The organism is Simplicispira psychrophila DSM 11588 (genome assembly GCF_000688255.1).
Classification (GTDB): Bacteria; Pseudomonadota; Gammaproteobacteria; order Burkholderiales; family Burkholderiaceae_C; genus Simplicispira; species Simplicispira psychrophila.
Genome location: NZ_JHYS01000007.1, coordinates 18,471 through 40,004, shown reverse-complemented (window position 1 = coordinate 40,004; position 21,534 = coordinate 18,471). Strand labels below are relative to the sequence as shown.

Annotated in this window: 21 protein-coding genes and 1 tRNA gene; 21 read left to right on the top strand and 1 reads right to left on the bottom strand. The window is 54.6% G+C overall.

What is annotated here, in order from left to right; translation table 11 throughout:
• The first annotated feature begins 21 nt into the window (after positions 1 to 21).
• The 17 genes from secG (at position 22) to Q390_RS0108840 (ending at position 15,508) form a co-directional block, all read left to right on the top strand.
• Positions 22 to 438: a preprotein translocase subunit SecG gene (gene secG, locus Q390_RS0108920; protein WP_027995750.1), complete on the top strand. Its 417-nt coding sequence runs from the start codon at positions 22 to 24 to the stop codon at positions 436 to 438.
• A 114-nt stretch (positions 439 to 552) separates the two neighbouring features.
• Positions 553 to 637 (top strand) — tRNA-Leu (locus Q390_RS0108915).
• A 73-nt stretch (positions 638 to 710) separates the two neighbouring features.
• Positions 711 to 1,070 carry an NADH-quinone oxidoreductase subunit A gene (locus Q390_RS0108910; RefSeq protein ID WP_027995749.1) on the top strand — a complete coding sequence of 120 codons (360 nt, stop codon included), beginning with the start codon at positions 711 to 713 and terminating at the stop codon, positions 1,068 to 1,070.
• 22 nt (positions 1,071 to 1,092) lie between these two features.
• The gene (locus Q390_RS0108905) at positions 1,093 to 1,575 is read left to right on the top strand and encodes a NuoB/complex I 20 kDa subunit family protein (protein ID WP_211250442.1); all 483 of its coding nucleotides are present in this window, start codon (positions 1,093 to 1,095) and stop codon (positions 1,573 to 1,575) included.
• A gap of 10 nt (positions 1,576 to 1,585) precedes the next feature.
• A complete protein-coding gene (locus Q390_RS0108900; protein WP_027995747.1) occupies positions 1,586 to 2,194 on the top strand; it encodes an NADH-quinone oxidoreductase subunit C in 609 nt (202 codons plus the stop codon).
• A gap of 26 nt (positions 2,195 to 2,220) precedes the next feature.
• Entirely contained in the window at positions 2,221 to 3,474 is a 1,254-nt protein-coding gene (locus tag Q390_RS0108895) for an NADH-quinone oxidoreductase subunit D (protein WP_027995746.1), read from the top strand.
• Positions 3,471 to 3,962, top strand: a complete 492-nt coding sequence (nuoE, locus tag Q390_RS0108890) for an NADH-quinone oxidoreductase subunit NuoE (RefSeq protein WP_027995745.1) — start codon at positions 3,471 to 3,473, stop codon at positions 3,960 to 3,962. Before Q390_RS0108895 ends, nuoE begins: the two co-directional genes overlap by 4 nt.
• Positions 3,959 to 5,326, top strand: a complete 1,368-nt coding sequence (nuoF, locus tag Q390_RS0108885; RefSeq protein ID WP_027995744.1) for an NADH-quinone oxidoreductase subunit NuoF — start codon at positions 3,959 to 3,961, stop codon at positions 5,324 to 5,326. The genes nuoE and nuoF overlap by 4 nt, the downstream gene beginning before the upstream one ends.
• A gap of 15 nt (positions 5,327 to 5,341) precedes the next feature.
• On the top strand, positions 5,342 to 7,489 hold the full coding sequence (gene nuoG, locus Q390_RS0108880) for an NADH-quinone oxidoreductase subunit NuoG (protein WP_027995743.1): 2,148 nt from the start codon (positions 5,342 to 5,344) through the stop codon (positions 7,487 to 7,489).
• Complete coding sequence (gene nuoH / locus Q390_RS0108875; protein WP_027995742.1) at positions 7,486 to 8,568, top strand: NADH-quinone oxidoreductase subunit NuoH; 1,083 nt, start codon at positions 7,486 to 7,488, stop codon at positions 8,566 to 8,568. The genes nuoG and nuoH overlap by 4 nt, the downstream gene beginning before the upstream one ends.
• Before the next feature lie 15 nt (positions 8,569 to 8,583).
• Entirely contained in the window at positions 8,584 to 9,093 is a 510-nt protein-coding gene (gene nuoI, locus Q390_RS0108870) for an NADH-quinone oxidoreductase subunit NuoI (RefSeq protein ID WP_027995741.1), read from the top strand.
• Between the two features lie 45 nt (positions 9,094 to 9,138).
• Complete coding sequence (locus Q390_RS0108865) at positions 9,139 to 9,807, top strand: NADH-quinone oxidoreductase subunit J (protein WP_027995740.1); 669 nt, start codon at positions 9,139 to 9,141, stop codon at positions 9,805 to 9,807.
• Entirely contained in the window at positions 9,804 to 10,112 is a 309-nt protein-coding gene (nuoK, locus tag Q390_RS0108860; RefSeq protein ID WP_027995739.1) for an NADH-quinone oxidoreductase subunit NuoK, read from the top strand. Before Q390_RS0108865 ends, nuoK begins: the two co-directional genes overlap by 4 nt.
• A 27-nt stretch (positions 10,113 to 10,139) precedes the next feature.
• The gene (gene nuoL, locus Q390_RS0108855; RefSeq protein WP_027995738.1) at positions 10,140 to 12,176 is read left to right on the top strand and encodes an NADH-quinone oxidoreductase subunit L; all 2,037 of its coding nucleotides are present in this window, start codon (positions 10,140 to 10,142) and stop codon (positions 12,174 to 12,176) included.
• A gap of 13 nt (positions 12,177 to 12,189) precedes the next feature.
• On the top strand, positions 12,190 to 13,665 hold the full coding sequence (locus tag Q390_RS0108850) for an NADH-quinone oxidoreductase subunit M (protein WP_027995737.1): 1,476 nt from the start codon (positions 12,190 to 12,192) through the stop codon (positions 13,663 to 13,665).
• Positions 13,666 to 13,689: 24 nt separating this feature from the next.
• The gene (nuoN, locus tag Q390_RS0108845) at positions 13,690 to 15,183 is read left to right on the top strand and encodes an NADH-quinone oxidoreductase subunit NuoN (RefSeq protein ID WP_027995736.1); all 1,494 of its coding nucleotides are present in this window, start codon (positions 13,690 to 13,692) and stop codon (positions 15,181 to 15,183) included.
• A 19-nt stretch (positions 15,184 to 15,202) separates the two neighbouring features.
• Positions 15,203 to 15,508 carry a DUF2818 family protein gene (locus tag Q390_RS0108840; protein ID WP_027995735.1) on the top strand — a complete coding sequence of 102 codons (306 nt, stop codon included), beginning with the start codon at positions 15,203 to 15,205 and terminating at the stop codon, positions 15,506 to 15,508.
• Positions 15,509 to 15,691: 183 nt separating this feature from the next.
• Here Q390_RS0108840 and Q390_RS0108835 read toward each other — a convergent pair whose 3' ends face one another.
• Positions 15,692 to 17,518 carry an ABC transporter transmembrane domain-containing protein gene (locus tag Q390_RS0108835; protein ID WP_027995734.1) on the bottom strand — a complete coding sequence of 609 codons (1,827 nt, stop codon included), beginning with the start codon at positions 17,516 to 17,518 and terminating at the stop codon, positions 15,692 to 15,694.
• A gap of 240 nt (positions 17,519 to 17,758) precedes the next feature.
• On the opposite strand from Q390_RS0108835, the gene Q390_RS0108830 reads away from it, so the two are divergent.
• The 4 genes from Q390_RS0108830 (at position 17,759) to Q390_RS0108815 (ending at position 21,516) form a co-directional block, all read left to right on the top strand.
• On the top strand, positions 17,759 to 18,529 hold the full coding sequence (locus Q390_RS0108830) for an ABC transporter ATP-binding protein (protein ID WP_027995733.1): 771 nt from the start codon (positions 17,759 to 17,761) through the stop codon (positions 18,527 to 18,529).
• Position 18,530: 1 nt separating this feature from the next.
• Positions 18,531 to 19,256 carry an ABC transporter ATP-binding protein gene (locus Q390_RS0108825; protein WP_027995732.1) on the top strand — a complete coding sequence of 242 codons (726 nt, stop codon included), beginning with the start codon at positions 18,531 to 18,533 and terminating at the stop codon, positions 19,254 to 19,256.
• A gap of 75 nt (positions 19,257 to 19,331) precedes the next feature.
• The gene (locus Q390_RS0108820; protein WP_027995731.1) at positions 19,332 to 20,528 is read left to right on the top strand and encodes an ABC transporter substrate-binding protein; all 1,197 of its coding nucleotides are present in this window, start codon (positions 19,332 to 19,334) and stop codon (positions 20,526 to 20,528) included.
• A 103-nt stretch (positions 20,529 to 20,631) separates the two neighbouring features.
• A complete protein-coding gene (locus tag Q390_RS0108815) occupies positions 20,632 to 21,516 on the top strand; it encodes a branched-chain amino acid ABC transporter permease (protein WP_027995730.1) in 885 nt (294 codons plus the stop codon).
• Positions 21,517 to 21,534 lie beyond the last annotated feature (18 nt).

Genomic DNA, 21,534 nt, shown 5'->3' with positions numbered 1-21,534 from the left:
TAAATTAGGAGTTATTGAAGAATGAATGCGCTTGTGAATGTAATTTTGGCGGTGCAAATGCTGGCCGCCCTGGGCATGATTGGCCTGATTTTGATCCAGCATGGCAAGGGAGCGGACATGGGTGCAGCCTTTGGCAGTGGCAGCTCGGGCAGCCTGTTTGGCGCCAGCGGCAGTGCCAACTTCCTGTCGCGTACTACAGCAGTGCTGGCAGGTGTGTTTTTTGTCGCCACGCTGGCATTGGCTTACTTTGGCAATCCACGTCCCACCAGCACGGGTAGTGTGTTGGAAGGTGCAGCGCCTGCACTGGTCGTGCCGGCAGCGGAGTCTGGCCCTGCAGCCGCCATTCCAGGTAATGCACCGCCAGTGACGGTTGTGCAACAACCTGATCCTGCACCAGCTCCGGCGGTTACAGGAGCGGGCCAGATTCCGGCTAAATAAACTGCCGCAAAAAAGCGGGTTGCGTTGAAAGCAGCTTTTTTCCGAGTTAGAATATAAGGCAGTCTGGAGAGCAACAAAGCCGAAAGGTTCCTCAAGCCATCCAGATAAAAAATGGCCGTCGTGGTGAAATTGGTAGACACGCTATCTTGAGGGGGTAGTAGCGAAAGCTGTGCGAGTTCGAGTCTCGCCGACGGCACCAAATAAAAATTTGGCTTCATGACCCAGTCAGTGGGCATGAAGGATCAAATTACAGCGGTGAGCACATCCAAAAGATGAACCTCGATCAATATCTCCCCGTTCTTCTGTTTATTTTGGTCGGCTTTGCCGTTGGTGTCATACCTTTGGTATTGGGCTATATCCTCGGTCCAAATCGTCCTGACGCTGAGAAAAACTCCCCCTACGAATGTGGATTTAATGCGTTTGAAGATGCGCGTATGAAATTCGATGTGCGCTACTATTTAGTCGCCATTTTGTTCATTCTTTTCGATCTTGAAATTGCTTTCCTCTTTCCTTGGGCTGTTGCGCTCCACGATGTAGGATTGGTGGGTTTCATCGGGGTTATTGTTTTCTTGGCCATCCTTGTTGTAGGCTTTGTCTACGAATGGAAAAAAGGCGCCCTGGATTGGGAATGACCTGGCATAAGCGAGGATAAGCATAATGATTGAAGGCGTGATGAAAGAAGGCTTCATCACCACGAGTTACGACTCTGTGGTGAACTGGGCCAAGACAGGTTCTATCTGGCCCATGACCTTTGGTCTGGCCTGTTGCGCCGTCGAAATGATGCATGCAGCCGCTGCGCGTTACGATATTGGTCGTTTTGGTGCAGAAGTATTTCGCGCCAGTCCACGTCAATCCGATTTAATGATTGTGGCAGGTACGCTCTGTAATAAAATGGCGCCAGCCCTGCGCAAGGTATATGACCAGATGAGTGAGCCGCGTTGGGTTCTTTCCATGGGTTCATGTGCCAATGGGGGGGGTTATTATCACTACAGTTATTCGGTCGTGCGCGGCTGCGATCGCATCGTGCCTGTGGATGTGTATGTGCCGGGTTGTCCTCCCACAGCCGAGGCATTGATTTACGGCATTATCCAGTTGCAGCAAAAAATTCGCCGCACCAACACCATCGCGCGCGTTTAAAAGGGTTTTCATGACAACTGTTGCCATTCACACCAATAAAATCAAGGACACGATTGCTGCAGTATTGGGCGATAAGGTGCGCCAGGTAGCGGTTGTTCTTGAGGAAGTCACGGTAGAAATAGCTGCTGCACATTATTTGGAAGCCATGCAGATGCTGCGTGATGCCCCTGGCTGCCAGTTCGAGCAGTTGGTTGATTTGTGTGGCATGGACTATTCCACCTATGGTGATCGTGAGCAGGAAGGCTTGCGCTATTGTGTGGTTTCCCATCTTTTGTCTATCAGCTTGAACCAGCGTCTGCGTGTGAAAGTTTTTTGTGCGGACGACAATTTTCCTGTCGTTGCGTCAGTCATGCATCTCTGGAATTCGGCCAACTGGTACGAGCGTGAAGCATTTGACCTGTTTGGTATCGTATTCGATGGTCATAACGATTTGCGCCGTATCTTGACCGATTATGGTTTCATCGGCCATCCTTTCCGTAAGGATTTTCCGCTGTCAGGTCACGTAGAAATGCGCTATGACAACGATCAGCGTCGCGTTATTTATGAAACCGTCAGTATTGAGCCGCGCGAAATCACTCCCCGCATCATCCGCGAAGATAACTACGGAGGCCTGCACTGAAGCGCTTGGCGTTTTTGTGATCTACCATGGCTGAAATAAAGAACTATTCCCTGAATCTCGGGCCGCAGCACCCAGCCGCGCACGGTGTGTTGCGCTTGGTGCTGGAACTTGACGGCGAGGTAGTGCAGCGCGCCGACCCGCATATTGGTCTGTTGCATCGTGCTACTGAAAAATTGGCAGAGCACAAGACCTATATCCAGTCCTTGCCTTACATGGATCGGCTCGATTACGTGTCCATGATGTGCAATGAGCACGCGTACTGCTTGGCCATCGAAAAATTGATGCACATTGATGTGCCGATACGTGCGCAATATATCCGTGTGATGTTTGCTGAAATTACCCGTCTGTTGAATCACCTGATGTGGTTGGGCTCACACGGCAACGATTGCGGCAGTTCTACCATTCTGGTGTACACCTTCCGCGAGCGTGAAGATCTGTTTGACATGTACGAGGCCGTTTCTGGTGCACGTATGCATGCGGCGTATTTCCGTCCGGGCGGTGTCTACCGTGACCTGCCTGACACCATGCCGCAGTATAAGGCGAGCAAGGTGCGCAATGCCAAGTCGCTTGAAGCGCGCAATCAAAACCGCAAGGGCTCGTTGCTTGATTTTATTGAGAATTTCACACAACGCTTTCCTACCTGCGTCGATGAATATGAGTTGTTATTGACAGAGAATCGTATCTGGAAACAGCGTACTGTTGGAGTTGGCGTGGTATCTGCCGAGCGCGCCCTGAATATGGGTATGACCGGGCCGATGCTGCGTGGTTCAGACATCGGTTGGGATTTGCGCAAGATGCAGCCATACGATGTGTATAACTGTATGGATTTTGATGTGCCTGTTGGCAAGACTGGTGATTGCTATGACCGCTATCTTGTGCGTGTACAGGAAATGCGCCAGTCCAATCGCATCATCAAGCAGTGTGTTGATTGGTTGCGTGCCAATTCTGGCCCTGTAATTACCAGCAACCACAAAGTAGCCCCGCCATCGCGCGAAATGATGAAAACTGGAATGGAAGATTTGATTCACCATTTCAAACTTTTCAGTGAAGGTTTTCACGTTCCCGAAGGTGAGGCCTATGCAGCCGTAGAGCATCCCAAGGGGGAGTTTGGTGTTTATCTGGTCAGTGATGGAGCCAATAAGCCCTATCGCTTGAAGATCCGTGCGCCGGGTTTTCCGCATCTTGCTGCCATGGACGAGATGTCACGTGGTCACATGTTGACCGACGTAGTGGCGATTATTGGCACTATGGATATCGTGTTCGGAGAGATTGACCGATGATTTCTGAAGCGACTCAAGAGCGCTTTGCGCGCGAAGTGGCCAAATACCCTGCAGGCCACCAGCAGTCTGCCGTGATGGCTTGTCTGGCCATCATGCAGCAAGAGCAAGGTTTTGTCAGTAAGGACAGCGAAGCATTCATCGCCCAATATTTGGATATGCCTGAAATCGCTGTACACGAAGTCACCACCTTCTACAACATGTACAACCAGCAGCCTGTAGGCAAATACAAGCTGGCAGTTTGTACCAATTTGCCCTGTTTGCTGCGTGATGGTGGCAAGGCGCTTGAGTATTTAGAGCGTAAATTGGGCATTTTAATGGGGCAGACCACAGCCGATGGTCTGTTTACCTTGCAGCAATGCGAGTGTCTCGGCGCTTGTGCCGATGCTCCCGCCATGTTAGTCAATGACCGCAATATGTGCAGCTTTATGAGTGACGAGAAACTCGATCAACTCGTGGACAGTCTGCGTGCCGGGGAGTCGCAAAAATGACCACAGCAGCCCATATTCTTTCGCAGTTTCAGGCAGCAGGCGTAGAAACCTGTTTCCACGGTCGCCACATTGAGCCGCAAATCTACGCTGGTCTCAATGGCTCCAATTGGGGCATTAGCGACTATGAAGCGCGCGGCGGCTATCAGGCCTTGCGCAAAATCCTGGGTAAGGTAGCGAGTGCTGAAGGCGCTGAAGGCCTGACACAAGACCAAGTGATTGCCACGGTAAAAGAATCCGGCTTGCGTGGGCGGGGCGGTGCAGGCTTCCCGACGGGTCTGAAGTGGAGCTTCATGCCACGCCAGTTTCCGGGACAGAAATACCTTGTATGCAACTCGGACGAGGGCGAGCCAGGTACCTGTAAAGACCGTGACATCCTGATGTACAACCCGCACAGCGTAATCGAAGGCATGATCATTGCGGCTTATGCCATGGGTATCACTGTAGGCTACAACTACATCCACGGCGAAATTTTCCAAGTTTACGACCGCTTTGAGGAAGCCTTGGAAGAGGCTCGTGCCGCAGGTTATCTGGGCAACAATATTCTAGGCAGCAATTTCAGCTTCCAACTGCATGCCCACCACGGATTTGGCGCCTACATCTGCGGCGAAGAGACTGCCTTGCTGGAATCGCTTGAAGGCAAAAAAGGTCAGCCGCGCTTCAAGCCGCCTTTTCCTGCTAGTTTTGGTCTGTATGGCAAGCCCACCACGATCAACAACACTGAAACATTCGCGGCAGTGCCGTGGATCATCCGCCATGGTGGCGCTGCCTATCTGGCTTGCGGCAAGCCAAACAATGGCGGCACCAAAATTTATTCGGTCAGTGGTGATGTTGAAAAACCAGGCAACTATGAAGTGCTCATGGGGACGCCATTTGCCAAATTGCTTGAACTTGCTGGTGGCGTTCGCCAGGGTCGCCAGCTCAAGGCCGTCATTCCAGGGGGGTCTTCCTCGCCGGTATTGCCTGCAGACATCATCATGGAATGCACCATGGACTACGACTCTATAGCCAAGGCGGGCTCCATGCTGGGTTCAGGTGCAGTGATCGTCATGGATGACAGCCGGTGCATGGTCGAGTCCTTGAAGCGCTTGTCGTATTTTTATATGCATGAGTCCTGTGGCCAGTGCACGCCATGCCGCGAAGGCACCGGATGGCTGTGGCGTCTGGTCGACCGCATCCATCGTGGTGAAGGTCGTTCTGCAGACTTGGACGTGCTTGATTCTGTTGCTGGCGACATCATGGGGCGCACCATTTGTGCTCTGGGAGATGCTGCAGCCATGCCCGTGCGAGCCATGATTAAACATTTTCGGCCTGAGTTTGAAGCGCTGATCCCGAAAAAGAATTCTCAGGCCGCAACTTCTGCCTGATCGCGAGTAAAGCATATGGTTGAAATTGAACTTGACGGTAAAAAAGTAGAAATCGCTGAAGGCAGCATGGTCATGCACGCTGCCGAAAAAGCGGGTACCTATATTCCGCATTTCTGTTATCACAAGAAACTCTCTATTGCAGCGAGTTGCCGGATGTGTCTGGTCGAGGTGGAGAAGGCGCCAAAGCCGATGCCTGCCTGCGCTACCCCGGTCACGCAAGGTATGGTGGTGCGCACCAAAAGTGATAAGGCCATTCGAGCGCAGAAATCCGTGATGGAATTTTTGCTCATCAACCATCCTTTGGATTGCCCTATCTGTGATCAGGCTGGTGAATGCCAGTTGCAAGACCTTGCCGTCGGTTATGGTGCATCGACGACCCGCTATGAAGAAGAAAAGCGTGTGGTTTTGCACAAGGAGGTGGGGCCACTCATTTCGACCGAAGAAATGACGCGTTGCATCCACTGCACCCGTTGCGTCCGTTTTGGTCAAGAAATTGGTGGCGTGATGGAACTGGGCATGATCCATCGAGGCGAGCATTCAGAAATTACCACCGTGGCCGGCGATACGATCGACTCCGAATTGTCCGGTAACATGATTGATATCTGTCCCGTCGGCGCGCTCACCAGCAAGCCATTTCGTTATAGCGCTCGTACTTGGGAGTTGTCGCGTCGCAAATCTGTCAGTCCACATGACTCCACAGGTGCGAACTTGGTGGTGCAAGTCAAGAATAACAAGGTGATGCGCGTTCTTCCGCTGGAGAACGAGGATGTCAATGAGTGCTGGATCGCAGACCGCGATCGTTTTTCTTATGAGGCGCTCAACAGCGATGAGCGCTTGACCCGACCTATGCTCAAACAAGGTGGGGCGTGGAGCGAAGTTGATTGGCAAACGGCACTCGAATATGTAGCCAACGGTTTGCAGCAGATCAAGGGTGAGCACGGTGGCCAGAGCATAGGCGCACTGGTCAGTCCACACAGCACCTTGGAAGAGTTGTTCCTTGCCCGTAGTCTGATGCAGGGTCTGGGCAGCGATAACATTGATTACCGTTTGCGCAATGCCGAATTCACTGTTTCTCAGGGTGTCCGCTGGCTGGGATGTTCCATTGCATCTTTGACTTCTTTACAGGTGGCTTTGGTAGTGGGTTCCAATCTGCGCAAAGACCATCCGCTTTTTGCCCAGCGTGTGCGTCAAGCAACGCGCAAGGGGGCAGTGGTGTCGTCTATTGATTCTGCTGTGCGCGATTGGGCCATGCCCGTTGCCAATACCTTGCTGGCATCCCCTGCTGGCTGGGTTCAGGCACTGGCGGATGTCGCTGCTGCCATTGCACAAGAAAAAGGCATTTCTGCTCCTGAATATCCGGGAAAGACGGGCGAAGTGGCGCTGGCCATTGCGCGTTCTTTGCTGCGTGGTGAGCGCAAAGCAGTATTGCTCGGCAATGCGGCCGCACACCATGCGCAGGCTTCCGCATTACTGGCATTAGCACAGTGGATTGCTGAAAACACTGGTGCAACGGTAGGTTATTTGACTGAAGCGGCCAACACGGTAGGTGCACAGTGGATGGGCGCCATGCCAGCCAAGGGTGGCAAAAATGCCGAACAAATGCTGGGTGGAGGCTTGAAAGGCGTGCTGCTGCTGAATGCTGAGCCGGAATGGGACAGCGCTGCAGGTGCAGGCGTGGCTCAAACATTGGCGCAGTCTGATATGGTCATCACTCTGAGCCCATTCAAGGCCAATATGGAGTTCAGCGATGTGCTGTTACCTGTTGCACCATTCACTGAAACCTCTGGCAGTTTTGTCAATGCCGAAGGACGTTTGCAGAGCTTTCATGCGGTGGTCAAACCGTTAGGCGAAACACGGCCAGGCTGGAAGGTACTGCGCGTACTGGCTAATTTGCTGGATATTCCTGGTTTTGAATTTCAGACAGCGCAAGACGTATTGGCACAAGCCACGAACGCACCAGTCGGAGAAGTCATCAGCGTGCCTGCTAACTTGCTGAACAACACAACGCCTGTCATGCCTGTTGCCACCATCGCTGGCATGTCCATAGAAGTGCCTGATCCTGTGGTTGCATCGATCTACCAGCTCGATGGCCTCGTCCGCCGCGCAAGTTCGCTGCAACTCACAGCGGATGCACGATTGGCACGTGAAGGAGCTGGGGCATGATCGATACGCTCTACACCGGTGGCTTGGGTCTCTTGAATCAGACATGGTGGACTGCCGTCGCGTGGCCTGTCATCTGGGTTTTGCTCAAGATTGTCGTGCTGGTGGCTCCCCTGATGGGAGCCGTGGCTTATCTGACGCTTTGGGAGCGCAAACTGCTAGGATTTATGCAGGTGCGCCATGGCCCTAATCGGGTAGGTCCCTTTGGTTTGTTGCAGCCAATTGCCGATGCACTTAAGCTTTTGACCAAGGAAATCATTCAGCCTACGGCAGCCAATAAAGGGTTATTTTTTATTGGCCCGGCCATGGCCATCATGCCTGCACTAGCTGCATGGGTCGTCATTCCGTTTGGCCCTGAGGTGGTATTGACCAATGTCAGTGCAGGTCTGTTGCTGATGCTGGCTATTACGTCCATTGAGGTCTATGGCGTGATTATTGCGGGTTGGGCATCTAACTCAAAATATCCCTTTCTGGGGGCCATGCGTGCATCTGCCCAAATGGTCAGCTATGAAATCGCCATGGGATTTTGCTTCCTGGTGGTGGTTATGGTGTCGGGCAGCATGAATCTGAGCGAGATCGTGATGGGACAGGGTAAGGGATCGGCCGCCGCTATGGGTCTAAATTTCTTGTCTTGGAACTGGCTGCCTCTGCTGCCGATCTTCATCGTCTACCTGATTTCGGGTGTGGCTGAGGTTAATCGGCATCCCTTTGACGTGGTCGAAGGTGAGGCTGAAATTGTGGCCGGCCATATGGTTGAGTATTCGGGTATGGGGTTTGCCATTTTCTTCTTGGCTGAATATGCCAGCATGTGGCTGGTTTCCATTCTTGCCGTACTGATGTTCTTGGGCGGCTGGATGTCTCCCATTGATCATGCGCTTTTCAATTGGGTTCCAGGCTGGATTTGGCTGGGTGTCAAAACCTTTGTTGTGGTATCCATGTTTATCTGGATTCGTGCAACGTTCCCTCGGTTTCGTTATGACCAGATCATGCGTTTGGGCTGGAAGATTTTTATTCCGGTGACGCTGGTGTGGTTGCTCATTATTGGCGTGTGGTTGCACTCGCCATGGAATATTTGGAAATAAGCGGGGGACACACACATGGCTGCCGTTGCTGCTGCATCTTTTTCCATCAAGGATTTCTTCAAGAGTTTTTTGCTCGTTGAACTTGTCAAGGGCATGGCCCTGACCGGACGCTATGCGTTTCGAAGCAAGGTCACGGTGCAATTTCCAGAAGAAAAAACACCACTTTCGCCTCGTTTTAGAGGTCTGCATGCATTGCGACGCTATGAAAATGGCGAAGAGAGATGCATTGCCTGTAAGCTGTGCGAGGCAGTATGTCCCGCTACGGCGATTACAATTGAATCAGCCGTGCGCGATGATGGATCTCGCCGTACTACGCGCTACGATATTGATTTGACAAAGTGTATTTTTTGCGGTTTCTGTGAAGAAAGTTGCCCAGTCGATTCGATTGTCGAAACCCATATCTTCGAATACCACGGCGAAAAACGCGGTGATTTGTATTTCACCAAAGATATGTTGCTTGCGGTCGGAGACCGCTACGAAGGCGAAATCGCTGCTGCTCGGGCAGCTGACGCCAAATATCGCTAAGCCACAGCGTCTAATTCAAGCCAGAACTCTACAAAGAACCGATTCATGGACGCCAAGACTGGGTTTTTCTATCTGTTCTCGGTTGTGTTGCTATATGCAACCTTCCGGGTCATTACCGCGCGCAACCCGGTTCATGCCGTGTTGCACCTCATGTTGGCCTTCTCACAGGCAGCCGGTGTGTGGTTGCTCCTGAAAGCCGAGTTTCTGGCCATTGTGCTGGTGCTCGTTTATTTAGGGGCGGTCATGGTGTTATTCATGTTCGTCGTGATGATGCTTGATATCAACGTCAGCACGGTACGCCAAGGTTTCTGGAAGCACTTCCCTTTGGCTGCCGCCATGGGCGCTCTGATCGCTTTTGAAATGGCTGCTGTGTTGATGGGTGGATTTCGTGGTATGGACGAGCCTAAAGCAGTCGCTGAAATGCTGAATGCTGCGGGCGATGTGATTCCATATTCGAATACGTTGGCCTTGGGCCGGTTGATGTATACGCAGTACCTTTATCCGGTTGAAATCGCTGCTGTCATCTTGTTGGTAGCCATGGTTTCTGCCATTGCCCTGACGTTGCGTAAACGCACGGATAGCAAGGCTATCAGTCCGTCCATCCAGTTGCGCGTGCGCTCTCAAGACCGTGTGCGATTATTGAAAATGGGTGCAATACAAAAGCCATTGGCAGAAGTGGTCGCTGAGCCAAGGGCCGAGGAGAAAAAATCATGAGCTTGACTCTTGGGCATTTTCTATCACTGGGCGCCATGCTGTTTTCGATGGCGGTCATTGGTATCTTCTTGAATCGCAAAAACATCATTGTCTTATTGATGTCGATTGAGTTGATGCTGCTGGCTGTCAACATGAATTTCGTCGCGTTTTCTCACTATCTCGGTGATATGCACGGCCAGGTTTTTGTCTTTTTCATCATGACGGTGGCTGCCGCTGAATCAGCCATTGGACTGGCTATTTTGGTGCTGCTGTTCCGCAATAAGTCGAACATCAATGCGGACACCCTCGACACCCTCCGCGGCTAAACCGCCGGACACGCAAGGTTCTCCCCAATGAGTCAAACCCTTTCTGCTTCAACCCTGCTGGCCGTTCCGCTGGCACCGCTGGTGGGCGCTTTGTTGGCCGGTATTTTTGGCACGGCGCTCGGCGGTAACCTGATTGGCCGCCGCCTTTCTCATACGGTGACCATTCTTGGTGTGTTTATCGCGTTTGTACTCTCTGCACTCACGCTCAAAAGTGTGGTGCTGGATGGTGCGCGTTTTAGCGAGACGCTCTACACCTGGATGGTGGTGGGCGATCTCAAGATGGAAGTTGGTTTTCTTATCGATAGCCTGACGGCCATGATGATGTGCGTGGTCACCTTTGTCTCTTTGATGGTGCATATCTACACCATTGGCTACATGCAAGAGGATGAGGGCTATAACCGCTTCTTCTCTTACATCTCGCTGTTTACTTTCTCCATGCTAATGCTGGTGATGAGCAACAACCTGCTGCAGCTGTTCTTCGGCTGGGAAGGTGTGGGCCTGGTGTCCTATTTGTTGATCGGTTTTTGGTACAACAAGCCGACGGCCACTTTTGCCAATATGAAGGCATTTTTAGTCAACCGTATCGGCGACTTTGGCTTCATTCTCGGTATTGGTTTGGTCGCCGCTTATACCGGAACCCTCAATTACGCCGAGATTTTTGCCAAATCTGGTCAATTGAGCGCTTTGACATTGCCCGGTACCGACTGGATGCTGATTACCGTGATCTGCATCTGCTTTTTCATTGGTGCCATGGCAAAAAGTGCACAGTTTCCGCTGCATGTGTGGCTGCCTGATTCGATGGAAGGTCCTACCCCCATTTCGGCACTGATCCATGCGGCTACCATGGTCACGGCAGGTATTTTCTTGGTGGCGCGCATGTCGCCATTATTTGAACTGAGCGACACCGCCCTGAATTTTATTCTGATCATTGGCACCATCACTGCCTTGTTCATGGGTTTCTTGGGCATTATTCAGAACGATATCAAGCGTGTGATTGCTTATTCCACGCTGTCGCAGCTGGGTTACATGACGGTGGCCCTGGGGGCTTCGGCTTACTCGGTCGCGGTGTTCCATTTGATGACGCATGCTTTCTTCAAGGCGCTGCTGTTTTTGGCAGCGGGCTCAGTCATCATTGGAATGCATCACAACCAGGATATTCGCTGGATGGGTCGAGTTCGCAAGTACATGCCGATTACCTGGATTACCTTTTTGCTTGGTTCATTGGCATTGATTGCAACTCCTCTGTTCTCAGGTTTCTACTCGAAGGACAGCATCATTCTGGCGGTCGAGGCCAGCAATCTTCCGGCTGCCAAGCTGGCTTATTTCGCGGTACTGGCTGGGGTCTTTGTTACGGCGTTCTATTCCTTCCGTTTGTACTTTCTGGTGTTCCATGGCAAGGAGCGCTATGACCAGAATCCTGAGCCGCACCACCATGCTGCGGATGAAGAGGTCGATTCGCACCATGACGACAGCGATCATTCGAAGCCCCACGAATCTCCTTGGGTAGTGACGCTTCCCTTGGTACTGTTAGCCATTCCTTCCGTGGTGATTGGTTATTTCACTGTCCAGCCGATGCTGTTTGGTGATTTCTTCAAAGATGTGATTTTTGTGGACGCCGCCAAGCACCCTGCAATGGCAGAGTTGGCACACCATTTCCATGGCCCTGTAGCGATGGCTTTGCACGCGTTCTCGTCGGTGCCCTTTTGGTTGGCAGTGGCGGGCGTGGCGATGTCTTACTACATGTATATGGTAAATCCGGCGTTGCCTACAGCCATCAAGCGCAATTTTTCACCGATTTTCACCTTGCTTGAAAACAAGTACTACCTCGACTGGTTCAATGAGAATGTCCTCGCACGTGGTGCTCGGGGCCTCGGTATAGGCTTATGGAAGGTTGGAGATCAGACCGTTATTGACGGGCTGTTTGTGAATGGCTCATGGAAGTTGGTGGGCTGGGTGGCTGGCGTGATGCGCCGCCTTCAGACCGGCTACATCTACCACTATGCGCTGGCCATGATTTTGGGCATCTTTGTGCTGATGACGTATTTCGTCTGGCTCAACAAGTAGGAGAAGAACAAAAATGGGTTTGTTGAGTCTTGCCATTTGGGTGCCTATCGCCTTTGGCGCATTGCTGCTGTTATTTGGCCGCGCCAACCATGCACGCATGGTTCGGTGGCTGGCATTGATCGGTGCGCTGATCAGCTTTATCGTCACACTGCCGCTGTACAACGGTTTCAAGCTGGGCACTGCAGCGATGCAGTTTGTCGAGAAATCTCCGTGGATCAAAGGTTTGAATATCTATTACCACTTGGGAGTGGATGGAATATCGCTGTGGTTCGTGCCGCTGACGGCCTTCATTACGGTAATTGTGGTCATTGCTTCCTGGGAAGCCATTACTGAGCGCGTGAACCAGTACATGAGCGCTTTCCTGATTCTCTCGGGACTCATGATCGGTGTCTTCAGTGCCCTGGATGGCATGTTGTTTTATGTTTTCTTTGAAGCCACATTGATTCCGATGTACCTCATCATCGGTATCTGGGGTGGACCAAGAAAAATTTACGCAGCGTTCAAATTTTTTCTGTACACCTTGTTTGGCTCGCTGCTGATGCTGATCGCGCTGATTTTCCTGTACCACAAATCGGGCGGCAGCTTTGATATTGCTGCTTGGCACCAGCTGCCGCTGGATGGGCGCACACAGACCTTCCTGTTCTTTGCCTTCTTTGCGGCGTTTGCTGTCAAGGTGCCCATGTGGCCAGTGCACACTTGGTTGCCTGACGTGCACGTGGAGGCGCCTACCGGTGGCTCGGCGGTGCTGGCGGCCATCATGCTGAAACTTGGTGCTTATGGTTTCCTGCGTTTTTCGCTACCGATTGCTCCTGATGCTGCGCACGAATGGGCCTGGTTGATGATTGCGCTGTCGCTGATTGCCGTGATCTATGTAGGCTTGGTGGCGATGGTGCAGAAGGATATGAAAAAACTCGTCGCTTACTCTTCTGTAGCGCACATGGGTTTTGTCACGCTGGGTTTTTTCATCTTCAATGATTTGGGTATGTCCGGCGGTCTGGTGCAGATGATTGCGCACGGCTTTGTGTCTGCCGCCATGTTCTTGTCGATTGGCGTGCTGTATGACCGTATGCATTCGCGTGAAATCGCCGACTACGGTGGTGTCGTGAACGTGATGCCAAAATTTGCTGCTTTTGTGCTGTTGTTCACCATGGCTAATCTGGCCTTGCCAGGCACGGCTGGTTTCGTCGGCGAGTGGATGGTGATTTTGGCGACCGTAAAGGCCAATTTCTGGCTGGGCATCGGTGCTGCGACAGCGGTGATTTGGGGCGCGGCTTACAGCCTGTGGTTCTACAAGCGCGTTTACCTGGGTGCGCCGGGCAACGACAAGGTCAGGGCATTGCAAGACATTGGTGCACGCGAATTCCTCGTGTTGGCCGTGTTGACTGTCGCGATTTTGTACATGGGCGTTTTCCCGCGACCCTTCACTGACGTGATGGATACCTCCGTGGCCGAGCTTTTGAAGCACGTGGCACTTTCCAAGCTGAATTGACCAGACTGAACTGAGAGACCCGAGATGATTGACAACATCAGTTGGCTTGCGATTTACCCGGAGATTCTGCTTCTGGTGATGGCCTGCGTGATTGCGCTGGTAGACCTTGGCGTCTCCAGTTCACGCCGCACCGGTACCTATGTACTGACTATGCTTACGCTGGCGGTGGTGGCAGTGCTGCAAGGCATGTATGCCAGCAGCGGCAATACTTTCTATGCTTTCAGCAACATGGTGGTCAGCGACAGCATGGGCAACTGGCTTAAGTGCTTTTCCACGATTGCCTTGATGGTGACACTGGTTTATGGTCGTCCTTATGCGGCCGATCGGGCCATGCTGCGTGGTGGCGAACTGTTTACCCTGTCCTTGTTCTCACTGCTGGGCATGTTCATCATGATCGGCGCCAACAACTTCCTCATGATTTATCTGGGGCTGGAGTTGATGGCACTGTCGAGCTATGCACTGGTGGCGCTGCGCCGCGATGACGCAACGGCCTCCGAGGCTGCCATGAAGTATTTCGTGCTCAGCGCCATGGCCAGTGGTTTTCTGCTCTATGGCCTGTCGATGATGTACGGCGCCACCGGTTCGCTAGACATTGGTGAAGTATTCAAAGCGATCAACTCAGGGCAAATTCGCCACCAAGTGCTGGTGTTCGGTCTGGTGTTCATCGTTTCCGGCTTAGCGTTCAAGCTCGGGGCCGTGCCGTTCCACATGTGGATTCCCGACGTCTATCAAGGTGCGCCAACGGTGGTGACACTGCTGATTGGTGGCGCCCCCAAGTTGGCCGGTTTTGCTATGACCATGCGCTTGCTGGTGGATGGTTTGTTGCCATTGGCGATTGACTGGCAGCAGATGCTGGCGGTGTTGGCGATTGGTTCGCTGTTGGTGGGTAATGTCGCGGCGATTGCCCAGACCAACCTTAAGCGCATGTTGGCCTATTCGACGATTTCACAGATGGCCTTTGTGCTGCTGGGCCTGATGTCGGGCGTGATCAACGGCAACGTGGACCCGACGACGGTCTCGGGCGCTTACAGCTCGGCCATGTTCTATGTCATCACTTATGTGCTGACGACTTTGGCGGCGTTTGGTGTCATCTTGCTGTTGGCCCGCGAAGGTTTCGAGAGTGAAGAAATCTCCGACATGGCCGGCTTGAATCAGCGCAGCCCGCTGTACGCCGGTGTACTTGCCGTATGCCTCTTTTCGATGGCTGGCATTCCGCCACTGGTGGGTTTCTACGCCAAATTGTCGGTGCTGCAGGCCTTGATGGCCTCGGGCCAGGCGGCCTATATCGGACTTGCCGTGTTTGCCGTGGTCATGTCGTTGATTGGCGCTTTCTACTACCTGCGTGTGGTCAAGGTCATGTATTTTGATGCGCCGACGACGACCATCAAGGTCTCTGCCCCGCTGGAAGTGCGCGTGGTGCTCACCATCAACGGCGCGCTGGTGTTGGGGCTGGGCCTTTTGCCCGGTGGCCTGATGGCTTTGTGCGCTGACGCCATCGTGCGCTCGCTGGCTTCCTGAAGCGCGGGGTTCTTCACTGGTGTCTACCACTGGGGCCATCTGGCTGGTCATTTTTCTCGCCTGCATAGCAGCCAATGCACCATTTTTAAATCACCGCGTTTTAGCGGTGGGGCCTGTTCTGCGGCCGCGCAAAGCGTTGATCGTCCGCTTGGCCGAGATGGTGGTGCTGTATTTTGTGGTGGGCGGTTTGGGACTTTTGCTCGAAAAGCGTGCCGGGCAAATCGCACCCCAGGGCTGGGAGTTCTACGCGATCACCGGTACGCTATTCATCACCTTGGCATTTCCCGGCTTTATCTATCGCTACTTGGTACGCCGTCGCCATTGATGCGCGACGCCCAGGGCAGGCACCTAGACTTTTCACTTGCTGCATTGGCAGCAGCAGTGATTAAAAAAGTGAGCATATACCGCACGTATTTATTGGTTTTCAGATGCAAAACAGTCTCGAATTACCTTTCTGCAAGCGGTTATAGCTCATTTTTTAATAGTGTCGATCGAGCTGATTTGCTGCTCAGGCACTGAACTGCAGAGCAGCCAGCTGCGCATACACGCCGTTCAATGCCAGCAATTCCTCATGTCGCCCTTGCTCGACGATGCGGCCATGTTCCAGCACGACGATGCGGTCGGCGTTTTTTACTGTTGCCAGACGGTGTGCGATGACCAGCGTAGTGCGCTGGCCGGTGCTGCGTTGCAGGGCCGAATCCAGCGCGGCCTGCACCATGCGCTCGCTTTCGGCGTCGAGGGCGCTGGTGGCTTCGTCCAGTAACAACAGGGCTGGATTCTTCAGGAGGGCGCGCGCGATGGCGATGCGCTGGCGTTGGCCGCCGGACAAGCGCACTCCGCGTTCACCCAGAAAGGTGGCATAGCCTTCTGGCAAGGCCTGCAAAAAATCGTGTGCAAAGGCTGCTTGTGCGGCGACCTTGACCTCTGCGTCGCTGGCCTGCGGATTGCCATAGCGGATGTTGTCCAGCGCGCTGGCAGAAAAAATCACGGCATCTTGTGGCACGGTGCCGATGTGGCTGCGGAGCGTCTGCAGGGCTAGTGCGCGGAGGTCGATGCCATTGAGGTAGATACGGCCCTGCGGGGCGCTGCCTGCGCCGTCTGCGTTGTCCACGTCATAGAAGCGTTGCAGCAACTGAAAAACGGTGGTCTTGCCGGCGCCGCTGGCCCCGACCAGTGCCACGGTTTCGCCGGGCGACAGGGTGAGCGAGAAATCCTGCAGCGCCGCCACGCCCGGGCGCGAGGGATAGTGAAAATTGACCTGCTCAAACGCCACCGCCAGACCGTGGCCGGTGACGGGCAGGGCGGTCGGGTGCGCGGGCGAGGAGACGGGCGATTCGCTGGCCAGCAACTCCATCAGGCGCTCGGTGGCACCGGCGGCGCGCAGCAGATCCCCATAGACTTCGCCCAGTACCGCCACGGCGCCCGCCAGCAGCGCCACATAGACGACGGTTTGCCCCAGGTGGCCGGCGCTCATCTGGCCAGCCAGCACGGCTTCGGTGCCCCGGTACAAGCCCCACAGCAGTAGGCCAGCATTGGCAATGATGATGAACGCCACTAACAGTGCGCGTGCACTGGTGCGGCGCACGGCGGCAGCAAAGGCGCTTTCGGTGGCCCGGGCAAAACGCGCTGCTTCCTGGGGTTCGGCAGTGTAGCTTTGCACCACCGGGACGGCATTCAAAATTTCAGCAGCGATGGCGCTGGAGTCGGCAATGCAATCCTGGCTGGTACGCGACAGGCGGCGCACGCGCCGGCCAATCCACATACCAGGCAGCACCACCACCACCATCATCAGCAGCACCACGCCCATGGTGTAGGGGTTGGTCCACACCAGCATCACCAGGGCGCCCAGGCCAATGACAGCGTTGCGCAGCCCCATCGATAGCGATGAGCCGACGACGGTTTGCACCAGCGTGGTGTCGGTGGTCAGGCGCGACAGCACTTCGCCGCTTTGCGTAGTCTCGAAAAATTGGGGGCTTTGGCGCAGTACATGGGTGTAGACGGCGTTGCGCAGGTCGGCGGTGATGCGCTCGCCGAGCCAACTGACCATGTAAAAACGTGCTGCTGAAAAAATGCCCAGCGCCACAGCCACGCCAAACAGCGTTGAAAAACGACCGCGCAGTGCCAGGGCCTGGGCGTTGCGCTCGGCACTCGTGCCCATGCCAGCGTCAATCAGGGTGCGCAGTGCCAAGGGAAAGGCCAGTGTCGCCAAGGCAGCCAGGATTAAAAACAGCAATGCTGCGGCAATGCGCCCGCGGTAGGGATGCAAAAAAGGCAGGAGCCCACTGAGCGAGCGTGCCGGCGCGGTCGGTGCGGCAGAAGGGTGGGAAGAAGCCATGCTTGCAGTGTAGAGGGCGGCTTGGTGAGGCTGTGCTTTGGTGTGTCGGTGACTTGCAAGCTGGAGCAGGCCAGCGTTGAGGTAAGGGTCAAACTTGAGAGCAATAGGCATTTATACATAGGCGTAAGCCCCAGGTTTTGATCGGCAAAATGCGCTTTAACATACAAAGCAGCCAAGATATCTGCGCGGCGTCTCTTTGGAGTCGCTTTGTTTTCATTCCTACGGAGCAGCCCAGGCGCAATGAGCGACTTCATACTCGAAACCACCCACCTGACCAAAGAGTTCAAGGGTTTTACCGCTGTCAGTGATGTAACGCTGTCGGTGCGCCGTGGCTCCATCCATGCACTGATTGGTCCCAATGGCGCCGGCAAAACGACGTGCTTTAACCTGCTGACCAAATTTCTCGAGCCGACGTCGGGCACGATCCGTTTCAATGGCACCGACATCACCCGTGAGTCGCCAGCAGCCATTGCACGCCGGGGCGTGATCCGCTCGTTTCAGATCTCTGCGGTGTTTCCACACCTGACCTTGATAGAAAACGTGCGCGTCGGACTGCAGCGCAAATTGGGCACGGCGTTTCATTTTTGGCAAAGTGATGCCAGCTTGCACCAGCTTGACGCACGTGCCATGGAGTTGCTGACCGAGGTGGGCTTGGCCGACATGGCGGGCGAACTCACCGTCAACCTGCCGTATGGCCGCAAGCGCGCGTTGGAGATTGCCACTACCCTGGCCATGGAACCTGAGTTGATGCTGCTGGACGAACCCACCCAGGGCATGGGCCATGAAGACGTGGACCGGGTCACGCAGCTGATCAAGAAAGTGTCGGTTGGTCGCACCATCTTGATGGTCGAGCACAACATGAAGGTGGTGTCCACCATTGCCGATCGCATTACCGTGCTGCAGCGCGGCGCCGTGCTGGCCGAAGGCCCGTACGCCGAAGTCTCCAGCAACCCCCAGGTCATGGAAGCGTATATGGGTACCACAGACGGTCAACTTCAGGGAGCCCACTGATATGGCCACGGCATCCTCCAACACCCCCGCACTTGAAATCCGCAACCTCGAAGCCTGGTATGGCGAATCGCACGTTTTGCATGGCGTTGACATGGTCGTGCAGCCCGGGGAGGTGGTCACGCTGCTCGGGCGCAACGGCGCTGGGCGCACCACCACCATGCGCGCCATCATGGGCCTGACCGGCGCGCGCCGTGGCTCCGTGCAGATCAATGGGGTAGAGACCATTGCGATGGCCACGCACCGCATTGCGCACCTGGGCGTCGGTTATTGCCCCGAAGAGCGCGGCATTTTCTCCAGCCTGTCATGTGAAGAAAACCTGCTGTTGCCGCCGGTGTTGAATACCGGCAGAAAGGGCATGAGCGTGGAAGAAATCTATGCCATGTTCCCCAATCTGGCCGAGCGCCGCCACAGCCAAGGAACGCGCCTGTCCGGCGGTGAGCAGCAAATGCTGGCAGTAGCACGCATCCTGCGCACTGGCGCGCAGTTGCTGCTACTCGATGAAATTTCCGAAGGCTTGGCACCGGTCATCGTGCAGGCACTGGCCCGGATGATCACCATGCTGCGCGAGCGCGGCTACACGGTGGTCATGGTCGAGCAGAACTTCCGCTTTGCTGCGCCGCTGGCCGACCGCTTTTATGTGATGGAGCACGGCCGCATCGTTGAGCGCTTTGGTGCCAGTGAGTTGCAAGAAAAAATGCCCGTGTTGAATCAATTGCTCGGCGTCTGATGCGCTGTACCTCTATCGCAGTGGCCTATGTACCCGTTGTTCCCTCGTCTACTAAAAACACCCCAAGGAGACTCCATGAAAAACAAACTTACCGCACTCGCCCTGATGCTCAGCGCAGCAGGCCTGATGGCCACAGCGGCCCAGGCGCAAGAAAAGGTCAAGATCGGTTTCATCACCGACATGTCGAGCCTGTACGCTGACATCGAAGGCAAAAACGGCGCCGTGGCGATCCAGATGGCCATCGACGACTTCGGCGGCAAGGTCATGGGCATGCCGGTCGAACTGCTGACCGCCGACCACCAGAACAAGGCCGATATCGCCGCCTCCAAGGCGCGTGAGTGGATTGATACCCAAGGCCTGACGGTGCTGTTTGGCGGCACCAACTCGGGTACCGCTCTGGCATCGGCCAAGATTGCCGCTGAGAAAAAACGCGTTTATATCAACAATGGCGCCGGTTCGTCGGTACTGACCAACGAACAGTGCTCACCTTACACTGTGCACTACGCCTACGACACCGTGGCCCTGGCACGCGGCACGGGCTCGGCGATTGTCGAAAACGGCGGCAAGAGCTGGTTCTTTCTGACAGCCGACTACGCCTTCGGCCACGCGCTGGAAGCCGACACGGCGGCTGCCGTCAAGGCCAAGGGCGGTACGGTGGTGGGTTCGGTGCGCCATCCACTCAATGCCTCGGACTTCTCCTCGTTCCTGTTGCAGGCACAAAATTCCAAGGCGCAAATTCTGGGCCTGGCGAATGCGGGTGGCGACACCATCAACTCCATCAAGGCGGCCAAGGAGTTCGGTATTGACAAGACCATGAAGATGGCCGGTCTGCTGATGTTCATCACCGACATCCACAGCCTGGGCCTGAAGAACACTGCCGGCCTGCAGCTGACTACCAGCTGGTACTGGGATCTGAACGACGATTCGCGCAAGTTTGCCAATCGATTCTTCGCCAAGACCAAGCGGATGCCGACGTCCATTCAAGCCGCCGACTATTCGGCCACGATGAATTACCTCAAGGCCGTGGAAGCCGCTAAGAGCATTGATGCCGATAAGGTCATGACCGCTTGGCGCGGCATGAAGATGAACGACTTCTACGCGACGGGCGTCCTGCGTCCGGATGGTCGCTACGTCCACGACATGTACCTGATGGAAGTGAAGAAGCCGGCCGAATCGACCAAGCCTTGGGACTACTACAAGGTAGTCAAGAAAATTCCTGGCGAACAGATCTTCACCACCAAAGCTGAGAGCAAGTGCGCTCTCTGGAAGTAATTCAGATTTCAGTACCAGCGGGCGCCTGCAGTGGCGCTGCTGGGCTGGAAATCAACCTTCCTCCCGTCTGATGACCTGATCCCCTTACTCTTTGCTGCCGCCCATGGAAATCTTTGGTGTCTCTCTACCGGCCATGCTGAGCCAACTCCTGCTCGGGTTGGTCAATGGTTCGTTTTACGCCATCCTCAGCCTGGGGCTGGCGGTCATTTTTGGCCTGCTCAACGTCATTAACTTCGCCCATGGGGCGCTGTTCATGATGGGTGCGGTAGTGACCTGGATGGCCATGAATTACCTGGGCATCGGCTACTGGTGGATGCTGATTCTGGCGCCGCTGGTGGTGGGCTTGTTCGGGGTGCTGATCGAGCGCCTGCTGCTGCGCTGGATCTACAAACTAGATCATCTGTATGGTCTGCTGCTGACGCTGGGTCTGGCGATGCTGATCGAGGGGCTGTTTCGCTCCATGTACGGCGTCTCGGGGCTGGGTTACGACACGCCCGAGCTGCTCGAAGGTGCGACCAACATGGGCTTCATGATGCTGCCCAACTACCGCATGTGGGTGGTGGTGGCGTCGGTGGTAGTGTGTCTGGCGACCTGGTACGTGATTGAGAAAACCAAGCTGGGCGCTTACTTGCGCGCCGGTACCGAAAATCCCCGCCTGGTTGAAGCTTTCGGCATCAACGTGCCGGTAATGATCACGCTGACTTACGCCTTCGGTGTCGCACTGGCCGCCTTTGCCGGCGTGCTGGCGGCGCCGGTGTACCAGGTGTCGCCCTTGATGGGACAAAACCTGATCATCGTGGTGTTTGCCGTGGTGGTGATTGGCGGCATGGGCTCCATCATGGGCTCCATCCTGACCGGGCTGGGCCTGGGGATTGTGGAAGGGTTTACCAAAGTGTTTTATCCAGAAGCCTCGTCCACGGTGGTGTTCGCTGTCATGGTCATCGTTCTTCTGATCCGCCCCGCCGGCCTGTTCGGCAAAGAGAAATAAGGGGCCACATATATGACA

Bases quoted from the DNA above. Each gene is read 5' to 3' on its own strand.
- Q390_RS0108865 (WP_027995740.1), top strand. From the start codon at position 9,139: ATGGACGCCAAGACTGGGTTTTTCTATCTGTTCTCGGTTGTGTTGCTA.
- secG (WP_027995750.1), top strand. From the start codon at position 22: ATGAATGCGCTTGTGAATGTAATTTTGGCGGTGCAAATGCTGGCCGCC.
- nuoF (WP_027995744.1), top strand. From the start codon at position 3,959: ATGACCACAGCAGCCCATATTCTTTCGCAGTTTCAGGCAGCAGGCGTA.
- nuoK (WP_027995739.1), top strand. From the start codon at position 9,804: ATGAGCTTGACTCTTGGGCATTTTCTATCACTGGGCGCCATGCTGTTT.
- nuoG (WP_027995743.1), top strand. From the start codon at position 5,342: ATGGTTGAAATTGAACTTGACGGTAAAAAAGTAGAAATCGCTGAAGGC.
- nuoE (WP_027995745.1), top strand. From the start codon at position 3,471: ATGATTTCTGAAGCGACTCAAGAGCGCTTTGCGCGCGAAGTGGCCAAA.
- nuoH (WP_027995742.1), top strand. From the start codon at position 7,486: ATGATCGATACGCTCTACACCGGTGGCTTGGGTCTCTTGAATCAGACA.
- Q390_RS0108830 (WP_027995733.1), top strand. From the start codon at position 17,759: ATGAGCGACTTCATACTCGAAACCACCCACCTGACCAAAGAGTTCAAG.
- Q390_RS0108825 (WP_027995732.1), top strand. From the start codon at position 18,531: ATGGCCACGGCATCCTCCAACACCCCCGCACTTGAAATCCGCAACCTC.
- Q390_RS0108910 (WP_027995749.1), top strand. From the start codon at position 711: ATGAACCTCGATCAATATCTCCCCGTTCTTCTGTTTATTTTGGTCGGC.
- Q390_RS0108820 (WP_027995731.1), top strand. From the start codon at position 19,332: ATGAAAAACAAACTTACCGCACTCGCCCTGATGCTCAGCGCAGCAGGC.
- Q390_RS0108895 (WP_027995746.1), top strand. From the start codon at position 2,221: ATGGCTGAAATAAAGAACTATTCCCTGAATCTCGGGCCGCAGCACCCA.
- nuoN (WP_027995736.1), top strand. From the start codon at position 13,690: ATGATTGACAACATCAGTTGGCTTGCGATTTACCCGGAGATTCTGCTT.
- nuoI (WP_027995741.1), top strand. From the start codon at position 8,584: ATGGCTGCCGTTGCTGCTGCATCTTTTTCCATCAAGGATTTCTTCAAG.
- Q390_RS0108815 (WP_027995730.1), top strand. From the start codon at position 20,632: ATGGAAATCTTTGGTGTCTCTCTACCGGCCATGCTGAGCCAACTCCTG.
- Q390_RS0108850 (WP_027995737.1), top strand. From the start codon at position 12,190: ATGGGTTTGTTGAGTCTTGCCATTTGGGTGCCTATCGCCTTTGGCGCA.
- Q390_RS0108835 (WP_027995734.1), bottom strand. From the start codon at position 17,518: ATGGCTTCTTCCCACCCTTCTGCCGCACCGACCGCGCCGGCACGCTCG.
- nuoL (WP_027995738.1), top strand. From the start codon at position 10,140: ATGAGTCAAACCCTTTCTGCTTCAACCCTGCTGGCCGTTCCGCTGGCA.
- Q390_RS0108900 (WP_027995747.1), top strand. From the start codon at position 1,586: ATGACAACTGTTGCCATTCACACCAATAAAATCAAGGACACGATTGCT.